The 24,888-nt window shown below is 38.9% G+C and carries 26 protein-coding genes; 20 read left to right on the top strand and 6 right to left on the bottom strand.

Features of this window, described 5'->3' with window-relative positions:
• Nucleotide 1: 1 nt before the first annotated feature.
• The gene (locus tag MKX72_RS06910) at nt 2-202 is read right to left on the bottom strand and encodes a YlaI family protein (RefSeq protein WP_013056069.1); all 201 of its coding nucleotides are present in this window, start codon (nt 200-202) and stop codon (nt 2-4) included.
• 185 nt (nt 203-387) lie between these two features.
• Between MKX72_RS06910 and MKX72_RS06915 the strand changes: the two genes are divergently transcribed.
• Complete coding sequence (locus MKX72_RS06915; RefSeq protein WP_033578412.1) at nt 388-843, top strand: pyridoxamine 5'-phosphate oxidase family protein; 456 nt, start codon at nt 388-390, stop codon at nt 841-843.
• Nucleotides 844-869: 26 nt separating this feature from the next.
• On the opposite strand, the gene MKX72_RS06920 is transcribed toward MKX72_RS06915, so the two are convergent.
• Nucleotides 870-1,469 carry a YhcN/YlaJ family sporulation lipoprotein gene (locus MKX72_RS06920; RefSeq protein ID WP_013056071.1) on the bottom strand — a complete coding sequence of 200 codons (600 nt, stop codon included), beginning with the start codon at nt 1,467-1,469 and terminating at the stop codon, nt 870-872.
• A gap of 216 nt (nt 1,470-1,685) precedes the next feature.
• Between MKX72_RS06920 and MKX72_RS06925 the strand changes: the two genes are divergently transcribed.
• A complete protein-coding gene (locus tag MKX72_RS06925) occupies nt 1,686-3,014 on the top strand; it encodes a PhoH family protein (RefSeq protein ID WP_013056072.1) in 1,329 nt (442 codons plus the stop codon).
• Nucleotides 3,015-3,052: 38 nt separating this feature from the next.
• Here the strand turns inward: MKX72_RS06925 and MKX72_RS06930 are convergent, their stop codons facing one another.
• Entirely contained in the window at nt 3,053-3,553 is a 501-nt protein-coding gene (locus tag MKX72_RS06930; protein ID WP_155008274.1) for a peptidyl-prolyl cis-trans isomerase, read from the bottom strand.
• 281 nt (nt 3,554-3,834) lie between these two features.
• On the opposite strand from MKX72_RS06930, the gene MKX72_RS06935 reads away from it, so the two are divergent.
• The 3 genes from MKX72_RS06935 (at nt 3,835) to pyc (ending at nt 9,018) form a co-directional block, all read left to right on the top strand.
• Nucleotides 3,835-4,101: a YlaN family protein gene (locus MKX72_RS06935; protein WP_370506486.1), complete on the top strand. Its 267-nt coding sequence runs from the start codon at nt 3,835-3,837 to the stop codon at nt 4,099-4,101.
• 143 nt (nt 4,102-4,244) lie between these two features.
• Nucleotides 4,245-5,435 carry an FtsW/RodA/SpoVE family cell cycle protein gene (locus MKX72_RS06940; protein ID WP_028414100.1) on the top strand — a complete coding sequence of 397 codons (1,191 nt, stop codon included), beginning with the start codon at nt 4,245-4,247 and terminating at the stop codon, nt 5,433-5,435.
• Nucleotides 5,436-5,568: 133 nt separating this feature from the next.
• The gene (gene pyc / locus MKX72_RS06945) at nt 5,569-9,018 is read left to right on the top strand and encodes a pyruvate carboxylase (protein WP_340759024.1); all 3,450 of its coding nucleotides are present in this window, start codon (nt 5,569-5,571) and stop codon (nt 9,016-9,018) included.
• A gap of 39 nt (nt 9,019-9,057) precedes the next feature.
• Here pyc and MKX72_RS06950 read toward each other — a convergent pair whose 3' ends face one another.
• Complete coding sequence (locus MKX72_RS06950) at nt 9,058-9,963, bottom strand: COX15/CtaA family protein (RefSeq protein WP_155008273.1); 906 nt, start codon at nt 9,961-9,963, stop codon at nt 9,058-9,060.
• A 504-nt stretch (nt 9,964-10,467) separates the two neighbouring features.
• On the opposite strand from MKX72_RS06950, the gene cyoE reads away from it, so the two are divergent.
• The 6 genes from cyoE (at nt 10,468) to ctaG (ending at nt 16,452) form a co-directional block, all read left to right on the top strand.
• Complete coding sequence (gene cyoE / locus MKX72_RS06955; RefSeq protein ID WP_028414097.1) at nt 10,468-11,406, top strand: heme o synthase; 939 nt, start codon at nt 10,468-10,470, stop codon at nt 11,404-11,406.
• 137 nt (nt 11,407-11,543) lie between these two features.
• Entirely contained in the window at nt 11,544-12,599 is a 1,056-nt protein-coding gene (gene coxB / locus MKX72_RS06960) for a cytochrome c oxidase subunit II (RefSeq protein ID WP_028414096.1), read from the top strand.
• A 34-nt stretch (nt 12,600-12,633) separates the two neighbouring features.
• The gene (ctaD, locus tag MKX72_RS06965; RefSeq protein WP_033578414.1) at nt 12,634-14,499 is read left to right on the top strand and encodes a cytochrome c oxidase subunit I; all 1,866 of its coding nucleotides are present in this window, start codon (nt 12,634-12,636) and stop codon (nt 14,497-14,499) included.
• Nucleotides 14,499-15,119 carry a cytochrome c oxidase subunit III gene (gene ctaE / locus MKX72_RS06970; protein ID WP_013056081.1) on the top strand — a complete coding sequence of 207 codons (621 nt, stop codon included), beginning with the start codon at nt 14,499-14,501 and terminating at the stop codon, nt 15,117-15,119. The genes ctaD and ctaE overlap by 1 nt, the downstream gene beginning before the upstream one ends.
• Nucleotides 15,120-15,123: 4 nt before the next feature.
• Nucleotides 15,124-15,456, top strand: a complete 333-nt coding sequence (gene ctaF, locus MKX72_RS06975; protein ID WP_014460982.1) for a cytochrome c oxidase subunit IVB — start codon at nt 15,124-15,126, stop codon at nt 15,454-15,456.
• A gap of 57 nt (nt 15,457-15,513) precedes the next feature.
• On the top strand, nt 15,514-16,452 hold the full coding sequence (gene ctaG, locus MKX72_RS06980) for a cytochrome c oxidase assembly factor CtaG (RefSeq protein ID WP_047751379.1): 939 nt from the start codon (nt 15,514-15,516) through the stop codon (nt 16,450-16,452).
• Between the two features lie 36 nt (nt 16,453-16,488).
• On the opposite strand, the gene MKX72_RS06985 is transcribed toward ctaG, so the two are convergent.
• Nucleotides 16,489-16,848, bottom strand: coding sequence for a YugN family protein (locus MKX72_RS06985; protein WP_013056084.1), 360 nt, complete (start codon nt 16,846-16,848; stop codon nt 16,489-16,491).
• 185 nt (nt 16,849-17,033) lie between these two features.
• On the opposite strand from MKX72_RS06985, the gene MKX72_RS06990 reads away from it, so the two are divergent.
• The 4 genes from MKX72_RS06990 (at nt 17,034) to MKX72_RS07005 (ending at nt 20,263) form a co-directional block, all read left to right on the top strand.
• Nucleotides 17,034-17,453: a CBS domain-containing protein gene (locus MKX72_RS06990; RefSeq protein ID WP_028414093.1), complete on the top strand. Its 420-nt coding sequence runs from the start codon at nt 17,034-17,036 to the stop codon at nt 17,451-17,453.
• 190 nt (nt 17,454-17,643) lie between these two features.
• Entirely contained in the window at nt 17,644-18,660 is a 1,017-nt protein-coding gene (locus MKX72_RS06995; protein WP_028414092.1) for a CAP domain-containing protein, read from the top strand.
• 84 nt (nt 18,661-18,744) lie between these two features.
• Nucleotides 18,745-19,521, top strand: a complete 777-nt coding sequence (locus MKX72_RS07000; RefSeq protein ID WP_034266841.1) for a sporulation protein YpjB — start codon at nt 18,745-18,747, stop codon at nt 19,519-19,521.
• A gap of 64 nt (nt 19,522-19,585) precedes the next feature.
• Nucleotides 19,586-20,263: a zinc metallopeptidase gene (locus MKX72_RS07005; protein WP_013056088.1), complete on the top strand. Its 678-nt coding sequence runs from the start codon at nt 19,586-19,588 to the stop codon at nt 20,261-20,263.
• Between the two features lie 29 nt (nt 20,264-20,292).
• Here the strand turns inward: MKX72_RS07005 and MKX72_RS07010 are convergent, their stop codons facing one another.
• Complete coding sequence (locus tag MKX72_RS07010; RefSeq protein ID WP_028414090.1) at nt 20,293-21,159, bottom strand: YitT family protein; 867 nt, start codon at nt 21,157-21,159, stop codon at nt 20,293-20,295.
• A 312-nt stretch (nt 21,160-21,471) separates the two neighbouring features.
• Here MKX72_RS07010 and MKX72_RS07015 point away from each other — a divergent pair, with 312 nt between their 5' ends.
• The 5 genes from MKX72_RS07015 to bshA are packed head-to-tail and all read left to right on the top strand — an operon-like array spanning nt 21,472 to nt 24,875.
• A complete protein-coding gene (locus MKX72_RS07015) occupies nt 21,472-21,801 on the top strand; it encodes a nucleotide pyrophosphohydrolase (RefSeq protein WP_013056090.1) in 330 nt (109 codons plus the stop codon).
• Between the two features lie 13 nt (nt 21,802-21,814).
• Nucleotides 21,815-22,615 carry a 4-hydroxy-tetrahydrodipicolinate reductase gene (dapB, locus tag MKX72_RS07020; RefSeq protein ID WP_013056091.1) on the top strand — a complete coding sequence of 267 codons (801 nt, stop codon included), beginning with the start codon at nt 21,815-21,817 and terminating at the stop codon, nt 22,613-22,615.
• Between the two features lie 12 nt (nt 22,616-22,627).
• Nucleotides 22,628-23,026 carry a methylglyoxal synthase gene (gene mgsA / locus MKX72_RS07025; RefSeq protein ID WP_033578417.1) on the top strand — a complete coding sequence of 133 codons (399 nt, stop codon included), beginning with the start codon at nt 22,628-22,630 and terminating at the stop codon, nt 23,024-23,026.
• 10 nt (nt 23,027-23,036) lie between these two features.
• Nucleotides 23,037-23,747, top strand: a complete 711-nt coding sequence (bshB1, locus tag MKX72_RS07030) for a bacillithiol biosynthesis deacetylase BshB1 (protein ID WP_028414088.1) — start codon at nt 23,037-23,039, stop codon at nt 23,745-23,747.
• A complete protein-coding gene (gene bshA, locus MKX72_RS07035) occupies nt 23,748-24,875 on the top strand; it encodes an N-acetyl-alpha-D-glucosaminyl L-malate synthase BshA (RefSeq protein ID WP_028414087.1) in 1,128 nt (375 codons plus the stop codon).
• Nucleotides 24,876-24,888: the final 13 nt, after the last annotated feature.

The following is a 24,888-nucleotide window of genomic DNA, read 5'->3' on the forward strand; positions in this document are numbered from 1 at the left end:
CTTACCAATCCTCCTCTGTCTTTTTCGACTCATATAGTTTAAAGTTACCAGTAGCTATGCGTTCTTTTGTTCGTTTTTCAATCCGTTCAGAACATTCATTGCACATATATGTATGGATAGGACGGTTGCGCAGTCGTTTTGCCACGAGCGTTTCATCCTCAATTGTTTCAATTTTATCGCACATGACACATTGTACTCTCATTTCTATCACCTCAACTTCTCTATACATCATTCTAGCCGAAAATTCTTGTTTTATAAAGTTTTTTTGCGGTGCTATCTCTCAGGAGAAAAGGAACGATAGGAAAACATTCCTAAAGAAGCAGGTAATTTTGCTTGTTAGCTCGAAGATAGTAACTAGTAAGTACATAAACAGTAGGAGGGATGAAAATGGCCAACGAAGTCGAGACTCAATTAGTAGATGCATTATACGATGAGCTACAGACAGAGAGATTTGCAACCATTTCAACTATTGATTTTGAAACAAACGCTCCAAATGTTAGTGCCATTTCGTGGTTAGTAGCTCCGACTAAACAAAAAATTCGATTTGCCGTAGATGTCAAATCGAGGATTGTAGAAAACATTAAACATACGAATAAAGCAGTGGTAAATATTCTTGCTAATGAATCATGCTACTCAATCAGCGGAATAGCTGAGGTAGTGCAAGAAAAGTTAGACGGAGTAGCTTTAAAGCTGACGCTAATTGAACTAGATATTAATGAAGTAAGAGATGTCATGTTCTATGGCTCTAAGATTTCAGTAAACCCTTCATATGAAAAGACCTATGATCCAGTAGCAGCCGCTAAACTCGATAAGCAAGTAATTGAAGCGATAAAAAAAGCTTAGCAGCAGCCTGCCGCTAAGCGACTTTCTTATTCATTTTTTTGAAGATGATTATTAGATTGTTTTTCCTGCTCATTCTTTAAATTTTGCTCTTGTTTATTATTTAATTTTTGATTGTTTGTATCTGTTGAACTAGGATTTCGGCGGATTTCTTCTGCAAATTCAGGCATCACTCGGTTTACAATGGCTGCTAATTCATCTAAAAATCCTGTAACCGGCCGACCTTTGCGAATTTCATTTCCAATTTGTTTTAGCCGAGCGACCGTATCAGGATCTGCAATAACAACAGAGTTAGCGCCGTACGGATCAGCTTTCAGACCTTCGGCAACTGTATATTTGATTGAACTTACTTCTGAACGATCAATATCTTTGCCGACGTCAATGCCTACGATTGCATACTTGCCGAGCACAATGGCAGTAGCATCATTTACATTCGGAACGCTTGAAGCCAGTTCAACTAAATGCGCTGATATTTCATTAGCAGTACGCTTGTGAGAGCGTTCAGGAGATGAATTTTTGACCTGTACAATTCGATCTGTCTTTTGCCCTTCTTCAACGTCTGCTTGATTATTGTTGCAGCCGGTTAGTGTAATAAAACATAAGCTAATGGATAGAAAAAATTTGTTCATGTGGGAGACTCCTCCTTATGAATGACTCATTTTTTGTAGTAATTTGTATTTAGTTTCTAATAGTTCTTCTATCTTTATACACGTGTTCATATATTTAAAGAAAATGGTCCGTCCATTTAAGGTCACTTCACACATGTGCGTTACATAGTATATAAATGGATGGGTGCCTTGTTTCACTCCTTACAGGAAAAACAATCGGAGTAGGAGGCTGAATTATTGGGAAAAATTTATGTATTAGATACGAATGTTTTATTACAAGATCCGCATTCAATTTTTTCATTTGATGATAACGAAGTAGTGATTCCAGCCGTTGTACTAGAAGAAGTTGATTCGAAAAAAAGAAATATGGATGAAGTCGGACGAAATGCAAGGCAGGTATCCAAACTCATTGATAACTTGAGACAACATGGAAAGTTATATGAGAAAATCCCGTTAGAAAATGGGGGCCATTTGCGAATTGAACTCAATCATCGCTCTTTTCAACAGCTTCAAGAAATCTTTGTGGAAAAAACAAATGATAATCGAATTTTAGCTGTTGCTAAAAATTTATCCCTTGAAGAGGAAACAAAAGAAGATGGACGTGAAGTGATACTAGTGAGTAAAGATGTGTTGGTACGTGTGAAGGCTGACGCAATCGGTTTAAGAGCAGAAGATTTTTTAAGTGATCGAGTAGTGGAATTCAATAGTATTTATACAGGCTTTTCAGAAGTCTATATTGCAAAAGAGCTGCTGAGTCAATTTTACGAAAAAGGAGAGCTGCTAACGTCTCAAATTGCGAACCACTCCTTTTTTGCAAATCAATTCTTAGTGATGAAAGATGCATTTGGAGGATCCGGATCAGCCATCGGCATTGTCGATCAAACAACAACGAAAGTAAAAAAACTGTTATTTGAATATGATCATATCTGGGGAATCAAACCTCGAAATGTTCAGCAAATTATGGCGTTAGAACTTCTTCTTAGAGACGACGTTCAACTGGTCACGTTAATTGGGAAGGCAGGTACGGGTAAAACGCTGCTTGCTTTAGCTTCAGGACTTATGCAGACGGAAGATCTAGGGTGTTTTAAAAAGCTGCTTGTAGCTCGTCCAATTGTTCCTTTAGGGAAAGATATTGGATTCTTGCCAGGAGAAAAGCAGGAGAAGCTTCGTCCATGGATGCAACCAATTTATGATAACCTAGAGTACTTATTCAACACTAAAAAACCTGGAGAACTGGATGCGATTCTAGCGGGGCTGAGTTCAATAGAAGTGGAAGCCTTGACGTATATAAGAGGCCGAAGTATTCCGGAACAGTTTATTATTATTGATGAAGCACAAAATTTAACGAAGCATGAAATTAAAACAATTTTAACAAGGGTAGGGGAAAAGAGTAAAATTGTGCTTATGGGAGATCCGGCTCAAATTGATCATCCTTATTTAGATGAGTATAACAACGGATTAACGTACGTAGTTGAAAAGTTTAAAGAGCAAAAAGTATCGGGCCACGTTCGGTTAATCAAAGGAGAGCGCTCCGGGCTAGCACAATTAGCAGCTGATATTCTTTAAAAAAAAGTGGGGTCCCTTTTGGAACCCCACTTTTTTTATTATGTAACGATGATTTCTTCCACATATTTAATAGGGTTATTTCGGTTAGATCCATCCGGTAAATAGACATAGATAGGCCCGTCTTCTCTAAGAGGCTTTCCGTCTTGGCTGAAACCAAAGATTAGTTTTTGCGCTTCTTCTAATGAAAAAGAAATCAGCGCGTCTTTTGTTTTAAATGAAACGTTGGTAGCGTCTTTAGTAGGTGAAGCGTTTGCTAGAAAAGGTGCAAATAAAATCCCAAATGTTCCATTTACTAGCTCCTGTTTTTTGAATTTCTTTTCGGTTTTTAACGTAGGAGGAAAGACGGCTCCTTCTTGAATTTCACGGTCCCAATGCTTAGAAACAGCCTTTGTGTACGCTTCTGTCTCATCTTTTTGCTCTGGTGGATGTTCAAAGAAAACGTCCATATCGAGCTTGCGGTCATCGAAAATCCACACGCTTGGGTCGAGTGTCAGCGTATATTTTACTTTTCCTTTTAACATAATAATTGAATTCATCATAAATGCCCCCTTGCTAAAAGTATAAGCGCTTTCTCCTTATTTGTCACTTTGATGAAAAAATTTAGTTGAGAGTGATTCTCGTATGATATAATGTAAGAGTCAACGAAAGTGCGAAATTTCCTACATCTATGGTAATGGTTTTGAGAAAGTAACAGTATAAAAAAGACGGCCAGCCTCACGGACATGTTTATCCTTGCTTTTTTGGAGCATAGCCTTTAAAATTGAGAGATAGATTAGGTAATCGCTCGCGAACGGAGGGATTGAGTTTGACGCCTGAGACAATGATAGATCATCGTGAAAAAGCGTATGCGTTGTTAAAAGCTGATGCAGATAAGATTTTGCAATTAATTCAAGTTCAAATGGATAACTTAACAATGCCACAATGTCCTCTCTATGAAGAGGTTTTAGATACACAAATGTTTGGTTTATCAAGAGAAATTGATTTTGCAGTTCGTCTTGGTTTAATTGATGAACGTGTTGGAAAAACATTGCTAGACCGCCTCGAGCGTGAACTTTCTGCACTGCATGAAGCGTTTACAAAAAAATAAAAATCACGCGATCGAAACTCAAACTATATACAAACGTAGTTTGAGTTTTTTATTACAGGTGGTTGAAATTTCCTAATTTACTCAAATTTGTACATAAAAGATGAAACGAAACAGAAACACGTCATTTTTAAAGGAAGAGGGTTATGGTAAAAAAAATATTTAGGCATTTTGACTATTCAATTGTAATTCCAGTGCTGCTTCTTTGTGCGGTTGGACTAGTTATGGTTTACAGTTCAAGTATGATTGTAAGTATTACAAGATATCATACGTCAAGTGATTTCTTTTACAACAGACAAAAAATGTGGCTTGCGTTTACGCTTGTATTGTTCATTTTAACAATGCTAACACCTTACAAGCTGTATCCTAAAATACTGCCTTATGCGATTCTGGGCATTTTTGTACTGCTTTTGCTTGTGTTTGTAATGGGGCATACGAGTAACAATGCGCAAAGTTGGCTGCAGCTTGGCGGAGCAAACATGCAGCCGGCTGAGTATGCCAAGCTTGTTGTCATTTTATACTTATCGTATGTTTTGTCTAAAAGGCAAGAGTATATTGACAACATCAAAAAAGCTTTTTTTGGACCTATGGGTCTTGTATTTCTAATATTAGGTTTTGTAGCGATTCAGCCTGACCTTGGAACGGGATCAATTATTTTTGCGATTTCCGTTACCATTATGCTATGTTCGGGAATCTCTAAAAAAACCTTTTTCCGCATGTTAGCACTAGGTATTATTTTGCTTACGGTCATTATTACGATTGGTTTTTTTACAGGTCAGTTTACTGCCAATCGAATCGGCCGTTTTACCGGTGCGTCAGATCCGTTTGCTAATGCTCAAGGAACCGGTTATCAGCTGGTTAATTCATATTTAGCAATAGGTACAGGAGGCTTAAAAGGCCTTGGTTTAGGAGAAAGTGTACAAAAGTATGGTTATCTTCCCGAGCCCCATACCGATTTCATTATGGCCATTATTGCAGAAGAATTAGGATTCTTTGGAGTTATGCTCGTGCTGGGCCTTTTAGGCTTCTTAATTTTCAGGATTTTAATGCTGGCTAAAAAATCTCAGGATCCGTTTGCTAGCATGATTTGTATTGGAGTAGCCAGTATGATAGGTATTCAAACAGGCATCAACCTTGGAGGGCTTACGGGACTCATTCCGATTACCGGCGTCACGCTTCCGTTTATCAGTTACGGAGGGTCTTCGCTACTAACGCTGATGGTGTCTATGGGAATTATTGTAAATATTTCATTTTTCGTAAATTATCAAAATAAAAAACAGAAAAATACGGAAAATATTGTGCTACATCCGAACAATACATCAACAACAAGCGATTGATTTTCGTAAAAAAATTGTGTAAAAAAAGCAAAAATTTATTGGAATTTTATTATTTTCCATTGATTTTTGCTTTTCTTTTATCCAATTTTGCTATATATTGAAGTTTATACGAAATTGAGAGGAGATTAGCAACATGAGTTTTGTAACTAAAAAAATCAAAAAAGTATTAGTAGCAAACCGGGGAGAAATTGCGATTCGTGTATTTCGAGCATGTACTGAACTGAATATTCGGACTGTTGCAATTTATTCGAAGGAAGACGCAGGTTCTTATCACCGTTACAAAGCGGATGAAGCCTATTTAGTAGGAGCGGAGAAAAAGCCCATTGATGCTTATTTAGATATAGAAGGCATCATCGACATTGCTAAGTCTCATGATGTAGATGCTATTCACCCTGGCTATGGTTTTTTGTCAGAAAATATCCAATTTGCAAAACGTTGCGAAGAAGAAGGCATTATTTTTATTGGCCCAAAATCCAAGCATCTTGATATGTTTGGCGATAAAGTAAAAGCACGTCATCAGGCTATTCAAGCAGATATTCCCGTTATTCCTGGTACAGATGGTCCTATTGATTCAATTGACGAAGCAAAAGAATTTGCTAATCAGCATGGATATCCTCTAATGATCAAAGCAGCTTTGGGCGGAGGCGGTCGAGGCATGCGTATCGTTCGCGATGCAGACAGCCTGAATGAATCTTATGATCGTGCCAAATCAGAAGCAAAAGCGGCTTTTGGTAATGATGAAGTATACGTCGAGAAACTAGTTGAAAATCCAAAACATATTGAAGTGCAAATTTTAGGTGATGAACAAGGAAATGTTGTGCACCTTTACGAACGCGACTGTTCAGTGCAGCGTCGTCACCAAAAAGTAGTAGAAGTAGCACCAAGTGTTTCTATAGATGAAGACTTACGTCTCCGCATTTGTGAAGCAGCTGTGCAGCTGATGGAAAAAGTGCAGTACATAAATGCTGGTACAGTAGAATTTTTAGTATCAGGAAACGATTTTTATTTTATTGAAGTAAATCCACGTGTTCAAGTAGAGCACACAATTACTGAAATGATTACAGGTATTGATATCGTTCAATCGCAAATTTTAATTGCGGACGGCTACGCACTTCACAGCAAGGAAGTGTCTATTCCTGCACAAGACCAAATTCACGTACATGGATATGCAATTCAATCTCGTGTAACGACAGAAGACCCGTTAAATAACTTTATGCCGGATACGGGTAAGATTATGGCTTATCGTTCTGGCGGCGGTTTTGGCGTACGTTTAGATACGGGAAACAGCTTCCAAGGTGCTGTCATTACGCCGTATTATGATTCACTGTTAGTAAAAGTAACAACATGGGCCTTAACATTCGATCAAGCCGCATCAAAAATGGTACGGAACTTAAAAGAGTTTCGTATTCGTGGAATTAAAACCAATATTCCATTTCTTGAAAATGTAGTAAAGCATGACAAGTTCTTAACAGGTGCTTATGATACATCATTTATTGATACAACGCCTGAACTTTTTGTCTTCCCTAAGCGAAAAGACCGCGGAACTAAAATGCTTACATACATTGGGAATGTTACGGTAAACGGATTCCCGGGTGTATCGGAAAAGAAAAAGCCAATCTTTACGAAACCGCGTGTTCCTAATGTCGATATAAAACAACCAATTCCAAACGGAACAAAGCAGATTTTAGATGAAAAAGGCGCTGAAGGGCTAGTAAATTGGGTGAAAGAACGCAAGGAAGTGCTATTAACGGATACAACCTTCCGTGACGGCCATCAGTCTCTTTTAGCTACGCGTATTCGTACAAACGACTTAAAACAAGTAGCTAACCCAACTGCTCGCTTGCTTCCGGATTTATTTTCTATGGAAATGTGGGGAGGAGCAACGTTTGATGTCGCTTATCGATTCTTAAAAGAAGATCCGTGGGATCGCTTGCTTACTTTACGTCAACAAGCGCCAAACGTTCTTTTCCAAATGCTTCTTCGCGCGTCAAATGCGGTTGGATATAAAAACTATCCTGATAATGTAATCAAGGAATTTGTTGAAAAATCAGCTTATGCAGGTATTGATGTTTTCCGTATCTTTGACAGCTTAAACTGGGTGCAAGGAATGACTCTTGCAATTGACTCCGTTCGTCAAACAGGGAAGATTGCAGAAGCAGCGATGTGTTATACAGGTGATATTTTAGATCCGACGCGCCGTAAGTATGATTTGGATTACTACAAGAACTTAGCAAAAGAGCTTGAGCAGTCTGGAGCACATATCCTGGGCATTAAAGATATGGCGGGTCTTTTAAAACCACAGGCAGCTTATGATTTAGTATCGGCTCTAAAAGAAACGGTTGATATTCCAATTCACCTTCATACGCATGATACAAGCGGAAACGGTGTATACACGTACGCAAAAGCAATTGAAGCAGGTGTAGACATTGTAGACGTAGCCGTAAGCTCAATGGCAGGCTTAACGTCTCAGCCGAGCGCTAACTCTCTTTATTACGCATTAGAAGGTGCGGACCGCAGACCAAATCTGGATATTAAAAATCTAGAAGAGCTTTCTTACTATTGGGAAGACGTGCGAAAATATTACCAAGACTTCGAAAGCGGGATGAATGCTCCTCATACGGAAGTGTACGAGCATGAAATGCCAGGCGGTCAATATAGCAACTTACAGCAACAAGCAAAAGCAGTTGGTTTAGGAAACCGCTGGGATGAAGTAAAAGATATGTATTCACGCGTGAATTTGTTATTTGGTGATATTGTAAAAGTTACGCCATCATCAAAAGTAGTTGGAGACATGGCATTGTTTATGGTTCAAAACAATTTGACAGAAGAAACGCTGTTTGAGCGCGGTGAAACGCTTGACTTCCCGGATTCCGTTATTGAATTGTTTGAAGGGTATTTAGGACAGCCTCACGGGGGATTCCCTAAAGAGCTTCAGCGCATCATTCTAAAAGGCAGAAAACCTATTACAGTTCGTCCTGGAGAACTGTTAGAAGATGTGGACTTCGATGCAGTGAAAGAAAAGCTATTTAAAGACTTAAATCGTCAAGTGACGAGTTTTGACGCCATTGCTTATGCGCTGTATCCAAAAGTATTTATGGATTATCACAAAGCAGTCGAACAATACGGAGACATCTCTGTTCTTGATACACCGACTTTCCTATACGGCATGCGTTTAGGAGAAGAGGCTGAAATTGAGATTGAAAAAGGAAAAACCTTAATCGTTCGCCTTGTATCCATTGGAGAACCGCAGGCAGACGGTACGCGAACAGTATACTTTGAATTAAACGGTCAGCCTCGTGAAGTCGTGATTAAAGACGAAAGTGTCAAAACAACCGTTACGGCAAAACAAAAAGCCGACCAAGGAAATCCGGCCCACATTGGCGCTTCAATGCCTGGAACCGTTATTCGAGTAGTAGTAGAAAAAGGCGATAAAGTCTCAAAAGGTAATCACTTAATGATCACAGAAGCAATGAAAATGGAAACAACCGTGCAAGCACCATTTGACGGCGTGATTAAACAAGTACACGTATCGAATGGAGATGGCATCCAGCCGGGAGATTTATTAATTGAATTAGAAAGCTAATCAAAAAAGGTACGAGCTCAGAGCTCGTACCTTTTTTGATTAATTATGTGTATGACGCGTTGCAAGTAAGGTCAAGTAGCTTAATACACCGAATAGGAAAGAGATAATTAAAGAATGAGCAAGCGCGAGCTCTAGCTGCAGACGTGTGACAACAACAAGCATACCGGAAACCGCCTGAAAAATAACTAGAATGAGAGCAGCTAACCATCCGTAAAAAATATTTTTTTGATGACGATAATATTTAACTGCATGGATAAAGGCAGCTAAAATCCATACAAACGTTAAAACAGCAGCGGATCGATGTCCCATTTGAATCCACTGATTCAAATCAACAACGGGTAGCCAACCGTTTCCGTTTGAACAAAATGGAACGTCTGGACAGGCTAAGCTAGCTTCTTTATGGCGAACAAGCGCGCCCGTGTACACAACGGCATATGTGTATAAGATAACCCCGTAAATATGTTTTTTCATTTTAGAGCCTAGCTGCATGTTAGCTGTGTCGAGCTTTTGATCCACTTCAAAGATGATAAGTGTTAACAGCAGCACAGAAGCAAACGAAATAAGGGAAATACCAAAATGAAGAGCAAGCACCGCATCTGATTGCCCCCACATAACGGCAGCGGCCCCAATTAATGCTTGCAGTACTAGGAAGAAAAAAGAGATAAACGCTAAAGGTCTAACTTCTTTTATATGTCCTAGTGAAATCCACGCCCATACGCATAAAGCGAGTACAAGAAAGCCCGACACGCCAGAAACTAAGCGGTGGCTTAATTCAACAACGGTTTCAAATGTTAAAGGGTCGGGAATGAGCTGTCCGTTACACAGAGGCCAAGAATCTCCGCACCCGTCTGCTGAACCAGTTTTCGTAACAAGAGCACCGCCAAGTAGAATAAGTAACATGGCTATGCTCGTCACAACGGATAAAAACTTTAATCCAAGTCGCACAATAATCACCATCCTAAAAGCAAAGTAAGTAATATAACGAGCTAAACATTTTATCCTAATCTTTTTGTATATTAAACATAAATTTCATTTATTCTCCATAAACTTGATTGAATTTGTTATAATGGTAGAAAGTGTAAGGTTTGTTCATGAGTTTGACTCTGCAGATATGTAAAAGGTACCGTACAGAAAACTATTTTACTTGCAGAAATATCTTTTAACAAGTGACAGCGACATGCATTTAGCTCATGACAAAAAAAATCCATATTTTTTTCATGAATTCTTCACAAAGTAACGGCAAAATATGGTTTAATAAACATGAGAAATAGATAATTCTCTACTATTTTATCGTTTACATGTGAAGCTTTTAAGTAGTTTCGGTGAGAGGAATATGACTTCTTTGTGAACAAAGAGGAGATTTTTGTAAAAATATGTTGAAAACGCCTTCATTTATAGACTCTTTATTTACTAGATAAAAGTCTGTGGATGAGTAAAGGAGGAAGCGCCATGGAAGATTCAAAAATGGTGGAAGATTCAACGCTTTCTGCATCGCCTAACACAGCTCATGTAAGCGAAAATAGTTCCATTTGGTCAGATTTTTTAGCTACGATTAAAATCGGAATAGTCAACTCAAATTTCATCACCACCTTTACTGGTTTTTGGCTAGCTCTTTTCTTCAACGAACAACACTTCTTAGAAAACCTGGATAAAGCATTTTTTACTTTAATAGGTTCTTCACTTATCATCGCCGGTTCATGCAGTTTGAACAATTACATAGATCGTGACATTGACCCTCTAATGGAACGAACAAAGGGACGACCTACAGTGACAGGAAGTTTTACACCTTTGACGGTCCTTGGGATTGGAATCGGTTTGACGTTAACCGGCTTGCTTATGCTACTAGTTGTTTCTTCCGTAGCCGCTCTCATCGGATTAGCAGGAATACTTACATATGTAGTTCTTTACACCATGTGGTCCAAAAGACTATACACAATTAATACAGTAATCGGAAGTATATCAGGCGCTGTCCCGCCATTAATTGGATGGGCCGCTATCGATCCCAATTTACACGTAGTGGCTTGGGTATTATTTTTAATCATGTTTATTTGGCAGCCGCCTCATTTTCTAGCTCTTGCTATGCGAAGATGTGAAGAATATCGAGCAGCGGGAATCCCTATGCTGCCTGTTGTACATGGTTTTGAGCTTACAAAACGACAGATTCTCATTTGGATTGCTTGTTTGTTGCCATTACCTCTTTATTTATACGAATTAGGCATTCCATTTCTAATTTTGGCCACTGTTTTAAACATAGGATGGCTATTTTTAGGATTTGCTCAATACAATAAACAAGAAGACACAAAGTGGGCTAGCATGATGTTTGTCTACTCACTAAACTATTTAACTATTTTATTTGTCTCAATGATTGTCGCAACGCTTTTTGCCTAGATAAAATCTTTCACTGAATGCGACGCTGCACAAGGGGGATTTCTTCTACATGTAGAATTCATTATAGAAGGAATAAGTTTTATGCTCAAGAGGGCATAGATGAAATCACGTCAATGAAAGAGAGGTTGGGGAATGGTATGAAAAAATGGCGATTGAACTTTCGTGTTTTGTCGTTATTTACGCTGCTTGCATTCGTGTTATCGGCCTGTGGAAAACCGTTTTTGTCAACACTTAAGCCTGCAGGTGAGGTAGCTGAAGAACAATATTCGCTTATGCTTCTTAGTACAGCCATCATGGTTTTAGTTATTATTGTGGTCACCATTATCTTTATATTTGTTATTCTGCGCTTTCGTCGTCGTAAAGGCGAAGAAAACGTGATTCCAAAGCAAGTGGAAGGAAGCAGAAAGTTAGAAATTATATGGACAGTGATTCCTATCTTGCTGCTCATTATTTTGACTGTTCCAACGGTCATCTCAACATTTAAGCTAGCGGACGTAAAAGGAATGAAGGACAAAGATGCTGTCGTAGTAAATGTGCGTGCTAACTTGTACTGGTGGGAATTTGAGTATCCTAATCAAAAAATTATTACATCCCAAGATCTAGTTGTTCCAACGGATAAAAAAGTCTACTTTAATATTAAAGCTTCTGACGTCAAGCACTCATTCTGGATTCCTTCAGTTGGAGGAAAGCTCGATGCTAACACAGAAAATGATAATAAATTTTGGCTAGTGTTTGATTCTAAAAAATCGAAGGAAGCTAACGGGGTTTTCTACGGAAAATGTGCTGAGCTTTGCGGTCCATCTCATTCTCTTATGGACTTTAAAGTACGGGCTGTATCAAGCAATGAATTTGATACGTGGGCAAAAGATTTGAAAAAGGCAAAGCCTGATGTAGAAACAGCATCCGCAAAAGCGGGTCAAGAGGTCTTTAATGAAAGCTGTATCGGATGCCATGCTGTTGATGTCAAAGACAATCGTCCAGAGCAAGCTCGTCAAGCACCAAACTTAGCCGGTTTTTCTGAACGTGAGCGTGTAGCCGGAGTGCTTCCTCACAACAAGGAAAATATCAAAAAATGGTTAAAAAACCCTGAGAAAGTTAAGCCGGGTAATAAGATGAGTGGTACATATCCTGACTTAACTGATGAACAAGTAAATGAGCTAGCAGACTATTTAATGAGTTTAAAAGAAAAATAAACGTCCAGTCGTTTTTAAAAGGGGAGGTTTAGCGATGAGTACACTCAGTCAAAAGAAGGGTGTAGGTGGAACAATTTGGGACTTTATGACAACCGTGGATCATAAGAAAATCGCCATTCTTTATTTAATTGCCGGCGGTATCTTTTTTCTAGTCGGAGGAGTGGAAGCGCTATTTATACGTATTCAGCTGGCTATACCAAGCAATGACTTTGTTAGTGCAGGAACGTATAATGAAATTTTAACAATGCATGGAACAACGATGATTTTCTTAGCTGCCATGCCGCTTCTTTTTGCTATGATGAATGCAGTTGTTCCGCTGCAAATCGGAGCTCGAGATGTAGCATTTCCATTTTTAAATTTGTTAGGTTTTTGGTTGTTTGCCTTTGGGGGACTCTTTTTAAATCTAAGCTGGTTTTTAGGAGGAGCACCTGATGCAGGTTGGACATCATATGCTTCGCTGTCTATTGCATCGCCTGGTCACGGAATTGATTTTTATGCGATAGGTTTGCAGATTTCCGGAGCCGGGACATTGATTTCAGGTATCAACTTTCTCGTAACAATCATTAACATGAGGGCGCCAGGTATGACTTATATGCGTATGCCGCTGTTTACGTGGACGACGTTTGTTGCATCAGCTCTTATTTTGTTTGCGTTTCCAGCACTGACGGTTGGATTGTTTTTAATGATTTTTGACCGCTTGTTCGGTGGAAACTTTTTTGACGCCACAATGGGTGGAAATACGATTATCTGGGAACATCTTTTCTGGATATTCGGTCATCCGGAAGTATATATTTTAATTCTTCCAGCGTTTGGTGTTTTCTCAGAAATTTTACCTACTTTTTCAAGAAAGAGATTATTCGGATACTCGTCGATGGTTTTTGCTACCGTATTAATCGGATTTTTAGGGTTCATGGTGTGGGCGCACCACATGTTTACAACCGGACTTGGTCCGATTGCAAATGCCATTTTTGCTGTCGCTACGATGGCCATCGCCGTTCCAACTGGAATTAAAATTTTTAACTGGCTGTTTACGCTTTGGGGAGGAAGTATTGAGTTTACGTCTCCAATGCTTTACGCTGTCGCCTTTATTCCGTCATTTGTTATCGGGGGAGTAACAGGAGTTATGGCAGCTGTAGCACCTGCAGATTATCAATTTCAAGATTCTTATTTTATCGTTGCTCACTTCCATTACGTTATCGTAGGCGGTGTCGTATACGCTATATTAGCAGGTGTCACATACTGGTGGCCAAAAATGTTTGGCAAGATGTTAGATGAAAAGTTAAGTAAAGCAACGTTCTGGCTCTTTTTGATTGGTTTCCACTTAACGTTCTTTATTCAGCATTTCTTAGGTCTAATGGGGATGCCTCGCCGCGTATGGACGTTCTTGCCTAATCAAGGTCTCGACCTTGGGAATGCAATCAGTTCATCAGGAGCTGCTTTCATGGCGGTTGCTACGCTCATTTTACTTGTTAACATTATAAAAACCACTGCCAAAGGACAAAAGGTAGGAGGAGATCCTTGGGGAGACGGACGTACATTAGAATGGGCTATTTCATCTCCGCCACCAGAGTATAACTTTAAACAAACGCCGCTTGTACGCGGGTTAGATGCATATTGGATTGAAAAAATGGCAGGAAATAAAGAAATGACGCCAGCCGAACCTCTTGGTGATATTCATATGCCAAACTCATCGTTTATTCCATTTATGATATCGCTTGGGATGTTTATTGCAGGGATTGGCTTTTTGTATCGAAATGATCATGCGTGGGGAGATGTTGTAGGGATTATCGGAATGATCGTCATGTTTTTATCGATGTTCTTCCGTTCATGGATTGATGATCACGGTTTTCATATTCACAAAGAAGACTTAGTTGATGATGACAAGGAGGCGAAGATGTAATGGAGACTGAACAAAAGCTAACCGCTGAAACTTTCCCTGCTTCGCCTGAAAAAGCAACGCTTGAAGGGAAAAATAAATTTACCGGCTTTTGGCTCTTTTTAGGCGGGGAGACGGTTTTGTTTGCTTCACTTTTTGCTACTTATTTAGCTTTGCGCAATTCAACGATGTCAGGACCTAAGCCGGAAGAATTGTTTGATATTAAGCTTGTTTTTGCAGCAACCATGATTTTATTAACAAGTTCACTAACAAGCGTATATGCTATGTATCATATGAAAAATTTTGAGTTTAAAAAGATGCAGCTATGGTTAGGCGTTACGTGGCTTTTAGGTTTAGCGTTTTTAGGGCTAGAAATCTATGAGTTCAGGCATTATGTTCATGAAGGGCATACGTTTACAAGCAGCGCATTTGGTTCTTCTTTCTACGCGCTGGTTGGGACACACGGAGCTCACGTAACGTTCGGACTGCTTTGGATTGGTTCTTTGATGATTCGAAATGCGAAGCGGGGGCTAAACTTATATAACGCTCCTAAATATTATGTCGCAAGTTTATACTGGCACTTTATCGATGTTGTGTGGGTCTTTATTTTCACGGTTGTATATTTAATGGGAATGGTGGGATAAGCTGATGACGACAAATCAATCAAACTCAGATAACCCAAGGCTCAATTTAGAATATCGTAAAAAAAGAAACGCAGAAGATATGAAGATGCAAGTTATCTCTTTTGCAATGATGTTGTTTTTAACACTAATTGCTTTTTTTGCGGTTTATCAAGAGTTTAGCGGATGGTACATTATGCCGGTGATTGTGCTCTTGGCGGTTGTTCAAGTCATCTTTCAACTTTATTATTTCATGCATATGAACCACAAAGGACATACCATACCAGCATTTTTCTTGTATTCAGGCGTATTGGTAGCTCTTTTAACCATTTTAGCTTTTGTAACCATTATTTGGTGGTAAAGAAAAGGGCTGGCATGCGCCAGTCCTTTTCTTCATCTGTAGAAGGAGGAATAGACGTTGATTAACAATTTGCAGATGTTTGGTTTTGAAGCACTTTGGAGCCCTTACTATTTTTTAACCATTTGTCTGGTGACCGTCTTATATTTTTTCATCGTTGGTAGATGGAGAGGGAATTTTATAGGAGCGGCGGCCGTAGACAGAAAAACAAAAGCGTATTTTGTTATCAGCATGGTTCTTTTGTATATATGTAAAGGAGGACCTGTAGATTTACTAGGGCACTTTATGTTTAGTGCTCATATGACGCAAATGGCAATTGTTTACTTGGTGATTCCCCCGCTTTTTATTTTAGGAATTCCACCGTGGTTAGCTCGTTCTGTTATTTATGTAAGAGGGGTTAAACCTGTTTTTAAATTTTTTACAAAGCCCTTAATTGCTTTACTATTATTCAATGGGTTATTTTCTTTGTATCATATTCCGCTGCTTTTTGATGTTATTAAAACGGATATGACGCTTCACGGAATCGTGAGTGTTGTATTATTTATCGCTGCATTTTGTATGTGGTGGCCACTCATTAATCAGCTAGAAGAAGAACAAACGCTAAGTTCTTTAAAAAAGCTTGGATACATTTTTGCAGATGGCGTACTTCTTACTCCAGCGTGCGCGCTGATTATTTTTGCAAACCATTCTTTGTATGCGACGTATACAGACTCAAGCGCTTGGGTACAAGCTCTTTCCCTTTGTGTACCGCCTTCTATGATTGCAAGTTTAGGGCAGCTTGCTCCTGAGATGTTTAATACGCTGCCACCCGTGGAAGACCAGCAGCTAGGCGGCGTTATTATGAAGATCATTCAAGAAATTGTGTATGGAACGGTTTTAGGCTTTATTTTTTTTCAGTGGGCTCGAAAAGAACGAGAGAAAGATACGTACATGCCTGATTTTACTGAATCTCAAGATATAAAACCAAAGGAATTTCCGTCTACTCCTCCTTTGAATTAAAAAAAGCGCAGTCTGATTACTGCGCTTTTTCTAATTCTATAGCTGAACGGTTTCAAGCTGTGATTTGATTTGTGTTAATATCTTTTCACACTGTTCTACAAGGGATGGCGGGAAATATTCTCCGTCTCCATATTCTACACCGTGAGGATAATAATGTTTGCCTAATAGAGGTGTCATAAGGTGAATAACAGCATGCCTGCCCCCTACATCGCCTGAAATAGCATGTCCTTGGACTCGCAAATAGAAGGTATCTCGCTGAAACTCGAATTTTCGATCGTACGTGACGCGTTCATAATCCCATTGTCCGGCGCGGACCAGGCCAAATTGATGCATAATCTCATCTAATAAATCTAAATCTACCTTTAATGAATCAAACTTTGCATATTCAAATTTCATATGAACTCCCTCCCAAAACAGATATACCCCAACTAAATCATAAGCCGAATGGATAAAACTTGCAATATCTAATAAGGAAAAATGTAAACGTTATCTATTTTTATTTAAACGTTTTAAATGCGAAAGTTTACTAAAAAGTTGGTCACACTATAAAGCGAACACACTATGTAAAGGAGGATAAAACAATGAAAACTGTACAAGAGGTAATGACAGCTGATACGGAAACATGCACCACGCTCGATAACGTATATGAAGTGGCAGTGAAAATGAAGGAATGGAATGTAGGCGCAATTCCAATTGTCGATAGAGATCAGTTAGTAGGAATGATTACAGATCGAGACTTAGTTATAAAAGGCATTGCAGAAAAGAAGCCAAATTCAAGTAAAGTAACGGATGTTATGAGTGAAGAGCTTATAACTATTACAGCGGAAGCCTCTGTAGAAGAAGCTTCTAAGCTTATGGCTCAACATCAAATCCGTCGTCTTCCTGTTGTGGAAAATCAAAAGCTAGTCGGGATTGTTTCGCTAGGTGATTTATCAACGTTTCGCTATGCAAATGAACGTGCAGGAGAAGCGCTCTCAGACATTTCAGAACATACGCATTAAAAAGCGAAAGCCAACTGTTTGCAGGATATTCGTAAATAGTTGGCTTTTTCTTTTGTTTCCTTCATACCGATAGCTATTTTTTTTTGAATGCATGTATAATAGAGATAAAAATAAGTTAAACAGGTAAAGAAAACAGGTGTAAGGAGAGGAAGAAAAGCTGAAAAAAGTTATTTTTATTCTCGTATTAATAGTGGCATTTGTATACGCGGAGGATTATTTACCTCAGCTAGAAAAATATCTAACGGGTCAAAATATTGAGCAAAACCAAACGGATTCCAAAAGTCAGCCCACCCAAGAAGTGGCTTCTTATGAAAAACAAAGTGAAAATATGATGAGGCTCATTGGAGATCATTCAGAACAGTTAATTGGAATGCTTGGAGAGCCGGATCGTATTGATTCTTCTGCATATGGCTATGACTGGTGGATTTACAAAAAGAATCGTCAAACGTATGCGCAGGTAGGAGTAGAAAATAATCAAGTCGTATCCGTATACGTCATTGGTTCAAAAACAAATACAGATCCTTTTGAGATTGGTGAGAAGCGAGAAGAAGTGGAAAAAAGAGTTTCACTTTCATCCGAACTCACGCTTCAAAAAGACGGAAATGAATACCGATTTCGTCTGAGTGAAGAGGATATGAAAATGCGTCCAATTATTAAATATGGAGATGTATACGTCCAACTATATTTTGATCAGTTCCTTAATACAATCTCAAGTATTCGAATTATGGATATGGACACGCTATTAAAACAGCGTCCGTACGAAATTGTTTATCGCGGCGAGCTTCCAACAGCTCCGTCATTGACAGCAGAGGAGTGGAAAAGTGTCCAAGAAGGAGAAGAGCAGCAAATTATCGATATTACAAATGTAATTCGAGACCGTTTTCAGCTGTCACCTTTAGCTTGGGACGAAGCCACTGCCGGAGTAGCTTATTTACACAGCAAAGAAATGAGTGACTTAAACTATTTCTCTCACGTTTCACCAGCACAAGGTGATTTAGGCAACCGTCTGCAAAAAGGTGATGTAGTATACCGTATCGCGGGCGAAAATATTGCCTCGAATTATCAGGATGGAATCGCTGCGGTTGAAGGGTGGCTTAATAGTGAGGGACATCGTAAGGCTTTACTCAATAAAGAGTTTACGCGTCTTGGTGTAGGTGTATATGAGAAGTATTATACGCAAAACTTTATCACTCCGATGAATGAATAGTAAGATTAAAACTTCCTTTTGAAAATAGGTCTACTCTTGTCCTCTTTCTCATAAGTTTTAGTAGAGGTTAGAGGAGGGACGAGAATGAAAGGAAGAATAGTAGGAATATTGCTCGTACTTTTCTTTGCATATACGACTACTGTACATGCAGCTGAAGGGCAGTGGGAAAAGCTTGATAACTTATCTGATCAAACGCTATCGCTTGTAGAGCAAAAGGAGTATAAAGCAGCCCAACATTTGTTCAGAAATTTTTCGAATGAATTTACCAGTCTCAATACAGCTTCTTTGGGCGTATCGGCCGAAGATATACGTATTTTAACTCTTTGTTATGAACAGGTAGAAAGGTCTCTTTTATCTTCTGATTCCAGTGATGAAGAACGTCTTCAAAAAGCTACTCAATTTCGATTATTAGTCGATGCGCTGCACAGCAAGCATCAGCCTATGTGGACTGAACTCGAAGGCAGTATGCTAGCAACATTTAAAGAGATGCGAAATGAAGCAGTAAAAGGAGAACAGGCGGCTTATGAAGCGCAGCTTAAGCAATTTTTAAAGGAATATGATATGATCTTACCGAGCGCGCAGGTAGACGTGTCGTCTCCCTACGTACAGCGTGTGAGCGCAGACGTTCACTTTTTACAAAGTGAAGGAACGCTAAGTGAGATTAACGATGACCAGTTCAACCAAATGGAACAAAATTTAAAAGATTTTTTTGAACAAGTAAAAGAAAATCGTACGGACCCGTCTTTTATTTGGGTTACAATCACCACCGGAAGTATTATTATTGCTACACTTTTTTATGTAGGAGCGCGAAAGTATTTCGCTGACCAGAAAAGAAAGTCAGCCAGAGGGCGTAATGATTGACGTAAAAGCGCAGAATTGTCTAAAATAAAAGAGTAGTCAAACACATAATGAAAGGTGTGGGTAAATGAGCTTTTTGATTTATTTTCTCATTATTATCCTTGTGCCAATTTGGGCACAGTTTAAGGTGAGAAGTGCTTACAAAAAATATTCACAAGTAAGCAACTCATCAGGAATGACAGGCGCAGAAGTAGCAAGAAAAATTTTGGATGAAAACGGATTGTACAACGTTCACGTAGAGCCTGTAGGCGGATTTTTATCCGATCACTACGATCCTCGCTCAAAAGTCATTCGTTTGTCAGAAGACAACTATTACGGAACGTCTGTCGCAGGCGCTGCCGTTGCGGCTCACGAAGTGGGACACGCGATTCAAGACAAAGAAAACTATTCGTTTTTACGCCTTCGCCACTCGCTTGTGCCGGTGGCAAGCCTTGGATCAAACGCTTCTTGGATTTTAATTATGATTGGAATTATCGCGTCGATTAAGCCGTTGCTATTGTTAGGTATTATCTTCATGGCAGCAGCGGTCGTATTCCAAGTTGTAACACTGCCTGTTGAATTTAACGCTTCAAGCCGAGCGATGACGCAAATCGTCTCAGTCGGAGCGATTCGAAATGACGAAGAGCGCGAGACGCGCAAAGTGCTTAACGCAGCGGCTTTAACATACGTAGCAGCCGCAGCAGTAGCAGTTCTTGAGTTGGTTCGTTTAATCATGATTTATACAGGAATGAATAACGACGACTAATAAAAAAATACCGCATTAGCGGTATTTTTTTATCTTTCAAGCGGTTTTTTATTTTCATCAAGGGTAAATCCTTCACCTAAGACATCATGAACATCCGTAACTGCAACGAAGGCGTGTGGATCTACAGAAGTAATAACTTGCTTTAAACGGAAAATTTCATTTTTACTAACAACGCAGTATAGCACGTTGGTATCTTGCTTAGAAAAAGAACCCTGTCCTTTTAAAATCGTCACGCCTCGATCCATTTCTTTCATAATTTTATCCGATATGGCTTCGTTATGATTCGAAATGATGGTTGCGCCTTTGGCCGCATACGCACCGTCTTGCATAAAGTCAATAACCCGTGCAGCGACAAAGACTGCAACAAGTGTGTACATAGCTTCTCGGTAGGATAAATAAATGAGAGACGCACTAATCACAATAAAGTCAAAAAGAAACATCGTTTTCCCCATATTCCACCCGATATATTTTTGAACAACACGGGCAATGATATCGACTCCTCCTGTTGTTCCTCCAAACCTGAAAATAATGCCAAGACCCACTCCAATAAAAACACCGGCAAAAAGAGCTGCTAGAGTCATATCATGGCGCAGGGGCATATTCACCGGAAAGCGCTGGAATATCCATAAAAATAGCGATAAGCTAACAACTCCGAGCATGGTATAAATAAATGCTGTTCTCCCTAATAGTTTCCACCCTACAAAAAACAAAGGAATATTTAACACTAAGTTAGAATAAGAGGGATCAATGTTAAATAAGAAAAATAAAAGCAGGGTAATGCCTGTGAATCCACCTTCAGCTAAATTGTTTTGCATGTTAAAATTAACAAGTCCAAACGCAAATATAGCAGAACCAAGCAGTATAAAAATAATATTTTTTAATCTGAGACCTTTCATACTTACAAACCTCCTATGACCGTTTTTACACTACCTTATCATAAAGGAATATATTTCATTTCGTAAATAACTATCGAAAAGATTTTTGAAAATAGTAAAAAGTGATGATGTTTCTTCTAGTGCTATGTATTAGTAGTATCCTCAATTCGTAAAATATAGACAGATTTTTGAGAATTAAGGGAAACGTGAGGAATATTGTGAAAGAGCATCTGACAAAGGCGTGGTAAGAAGAAGTAATTACACTAAATAATTTGAAGTAAAGATGTTATAATAGTAAGCTGAGTGTACTTCTAAAAGAGGTGAAATAAAAAGATGTCAAAAAAAACGATGGAGCAAATGCAGCAAGAAGTTGATGCATATATTAGCCAATTTAAAGAAGGATATTTTAGTCCTCTTGCTATGCTTGCGAGAATGTCGGAAGAAGTGGGCGAATTATCGCGCGAAATTAACCACTATTATGGTGAAAAGCCGAAGAAAACGACTGAAGCAGAACGTACGGTCGAAGAAGAAATGGGCGACATTTTATTTGTATTAATTTGCTTTGCAAATTCATTAAATATTGATTTACAAGAAGCGCATGATCGCGTTATGAATAAATTTAATACGCGTGACAAAGATCGCTGGACGAAAAAAGAAGACTAAGGAGAGAAAAAGAATGGACAAAATTCGAATTGTACTTGCAGGACCAAGAGGTCGTATGGGAAAAGAAGCTGTATTATTAATAGAAGAAACAGAGCATTTTGAATTAGTAGCAGCGGTGGATCGTATCAATGAAGGAAAATACATAAGTGATATTGAAGGAATGCCAAATGTACAAGCGCCGATCTACACGGATATTGAAAAATGTTTTCAAGACGTTAAGGCAGATGTTTTAGTTGATTTGACAACACCTGAAATTGGACGCGTTCATACTAAAACAGCTTTAACATATGGAGTACGACCTGTTGTAGGAACAACTGGCTTTTCAGAAGAAGATTTAAAAGAATTAAAGCAGCTTGCTGAAGAGAAGGAACTTGGCTGTATTATTGCACCTAATTTTGCGATTGGCGCTATTTTAATGATGAAGTTTTCACAAATGGCAGCTAAATACTTTGATGATGTAGAAATCATTGAAATGCATCATGATCAAAAGTTAGATGCACCATCAGGAACAGGCTTAAAAACAGCGGAGCTGATCAGTGAAGTTCGTGAAGCAAAAAAACAGGGCCACCCTGAGGAAAAAGAATTACTAGAGGGCGCACGCGGTGCAGATTATGAAGGAATCCGCCTACATAGCGTACGTTTGCCAGGACTGATTGCTCACCAAGAAGTGATGTTCGGAGGATTTGGACAAACGTTAAAAATTCGTCATGATTCATACAACCGTGCTTCTTTTATGTCAGGTGTGAAGCTAGCTGTTGACACAGTTATGAACGTAGACACACTTGTATATGGGTTAGAAAATATTATTGACTAAGGAGCGAGAAAAATGAAAATCGCCTTAATTGCACATGATAAAAAGAAAAATGATATGGTACAATTCACAACAGCCTATCAAGCGATTTTACAGGAACATTCGCTGTTCGCAACAGGAACAACAGGAACGCGTATTTCAGAAGCAACGGGTTTGCAGGTTCACCGCTTTCAATCAGGACCGCTTGGAGGAGATCAGGAGATAGGAGCTTTAATTGCTCAAAATGAAATGGATATGGTTATTTTTTTCCGCGATCCGTTAACAGCTCAGCCTCATGAACCTGATATTTCAGCTCTGATGCGTCTATGTGACGTCTATGCGGTTCCTCTTGCAACGAATATGGGAACAGCAGAGATTTTAATTCATGGACTTGAACGAGGCGATTTGCATTGGCGTTCAATTATAAAAAAATAGGGTGAAGATAATGAAAGAAACAATAGATATCCTTGCCTTTGGTGCTCATGCCGATGATGTAGAAATCGGCATGGGTGGAACCATTGCAAGAATGAGTGAACAAGGTTTGAAGGTAGTTATTTGCGATTTGACGCAAGCTGAACTTTCTTCAAACGGAACGGTTGAAATTCGAAAACAAGAAGCGTCTAAAGCAGCTGAAGTCTTAGGTGTTCATGAGCGAATTCATCTGCATTTGCCAGACAGAGGTTTGTTTTTAAAGCCAGAATATATAGCTGAAATTGCATCAGTCATTCGCACGTATCAACCAAGGATTATATTTGCTCCTTATTTTGAAGATCGTCATCCTGATCATGGAAATTGTGCAAAGCTTGTAGAAGAGGCCATGTTTTCCGCTGGCGTTAAAAATTATATAGATGATAAGAAGCAAAAAGCTCATCGTGCGGAGTCTCTATATTTCTATATGATAAATGGATTTCATAAGCCAGATTTTATCGTAGATGTATCAAGCACGTTTCAAAAGAAAGTAGCTAGTCTAGAGGCTTATGAAAGTCAATTTATAAAAACAGCAGATACGTTTGATACGCCGCTCGTAAACGGATATATTGAAACGGTAGAGAGCAGAGAGCGGTTATTTGGCAAAGAAGTCGGGATAGCTTACGGTGAAGGTTTTTTATCTAAAAAACCGATTTTGATGTACGACGATTTAGTAGGTGGAAAATAAATGAAGTTAAAAATTGGTATTACATGTTATGCTTCCGTTGGAGGTTCAGGAGTGGTAGCAACGGAGCTAGGGAAGCTGCTGGCTGAAAAGGGGCACGAAATTCATTTTATTTCCTCTAGCATGCCTTTTAGATTGACGAAAGTATATCCAAATATTTATTTTCACGAAGTAGATGTAAATCAATACTCCGTCTTTAAATACCCTCCGTATGATCTCGCTTTATCCAGTAAAATGGCTGAAGTGGCTAAAAGAGAAAAGCTTGATATTATTCATACGCACTATGCAATCCCCCATGCCGTTTGCGGGATTTTAGCTAAACAAATGGTAGAGCACGAAGTGAAAATTGTGACGACTCTTCATGGAACAGATATTACGGTTCTAGGAGAGGATCCATCGTTAAAAGACTTAATTAAATTTGGAATTGAGAAATCAGATGCAGTGACGGCTGTATCTCAGTCACTTGTTGATCAAACTCACCATTTAATTAGTCCAGATAAAGAAATTGAAACGATGTATAATTTTATTGATGAACGAGTTTATCATAAAAAAGAAGTTCAGTATTTAAAAGCGGAGTATGGCATATTAGAAAATGAAAAAGTCGTTATTCATATTTCAAACTTTCGTCAAGTCAAACGAGTTACAGATATAGTCAAAACATTTGCTATTATTAATGAAAAGCTTCAGTCTAAGCTGCTGCTTGTAGGAGACGGCCCTGAAATGACGGTTGTGTCTCAATTGGTAAAAGAGCTAAATCTTCAAGATTCTGTGTTATTTCTTGGGAAACAAGAAAATGTAGCAGAATTATATTCGATTAGCGATTTAAAACTGTTATTATCTGAAAAAGAAAGCTTTGGGCTTGTACTTTTAGAAGCTATGGCTTGTGGTGTTCCATGCATCGGAACAAATATAGGCGGAATTCCCGAAGTAATTGAACACGAAAAAACAGGATATATTTGCGAAGTTGGAGACGTCGAAGAGGCAGCGAGCAAAGCAATTCAGCTACTTGAAAATGAACAGCTGCATCACCAAATGAGGGAAGCGTCTCTAAGCGCAGTTAATCATAAATTTCATTCAACAGAGATTGTGAGTCAATATGAAAAACTTTATTATAAATTGGTACAGGGTTGAAGAATGGAGGACG

Source organism: Priestia sp. FSL R5-0597 (assembly GCF_038006305.1).
Classification (GTDB): domain Bacteria; phylum Bacillota; class Bacilli; order Bacillales; family Bacillaceae_H; genus Priestia; species Priestia zanthoxyli.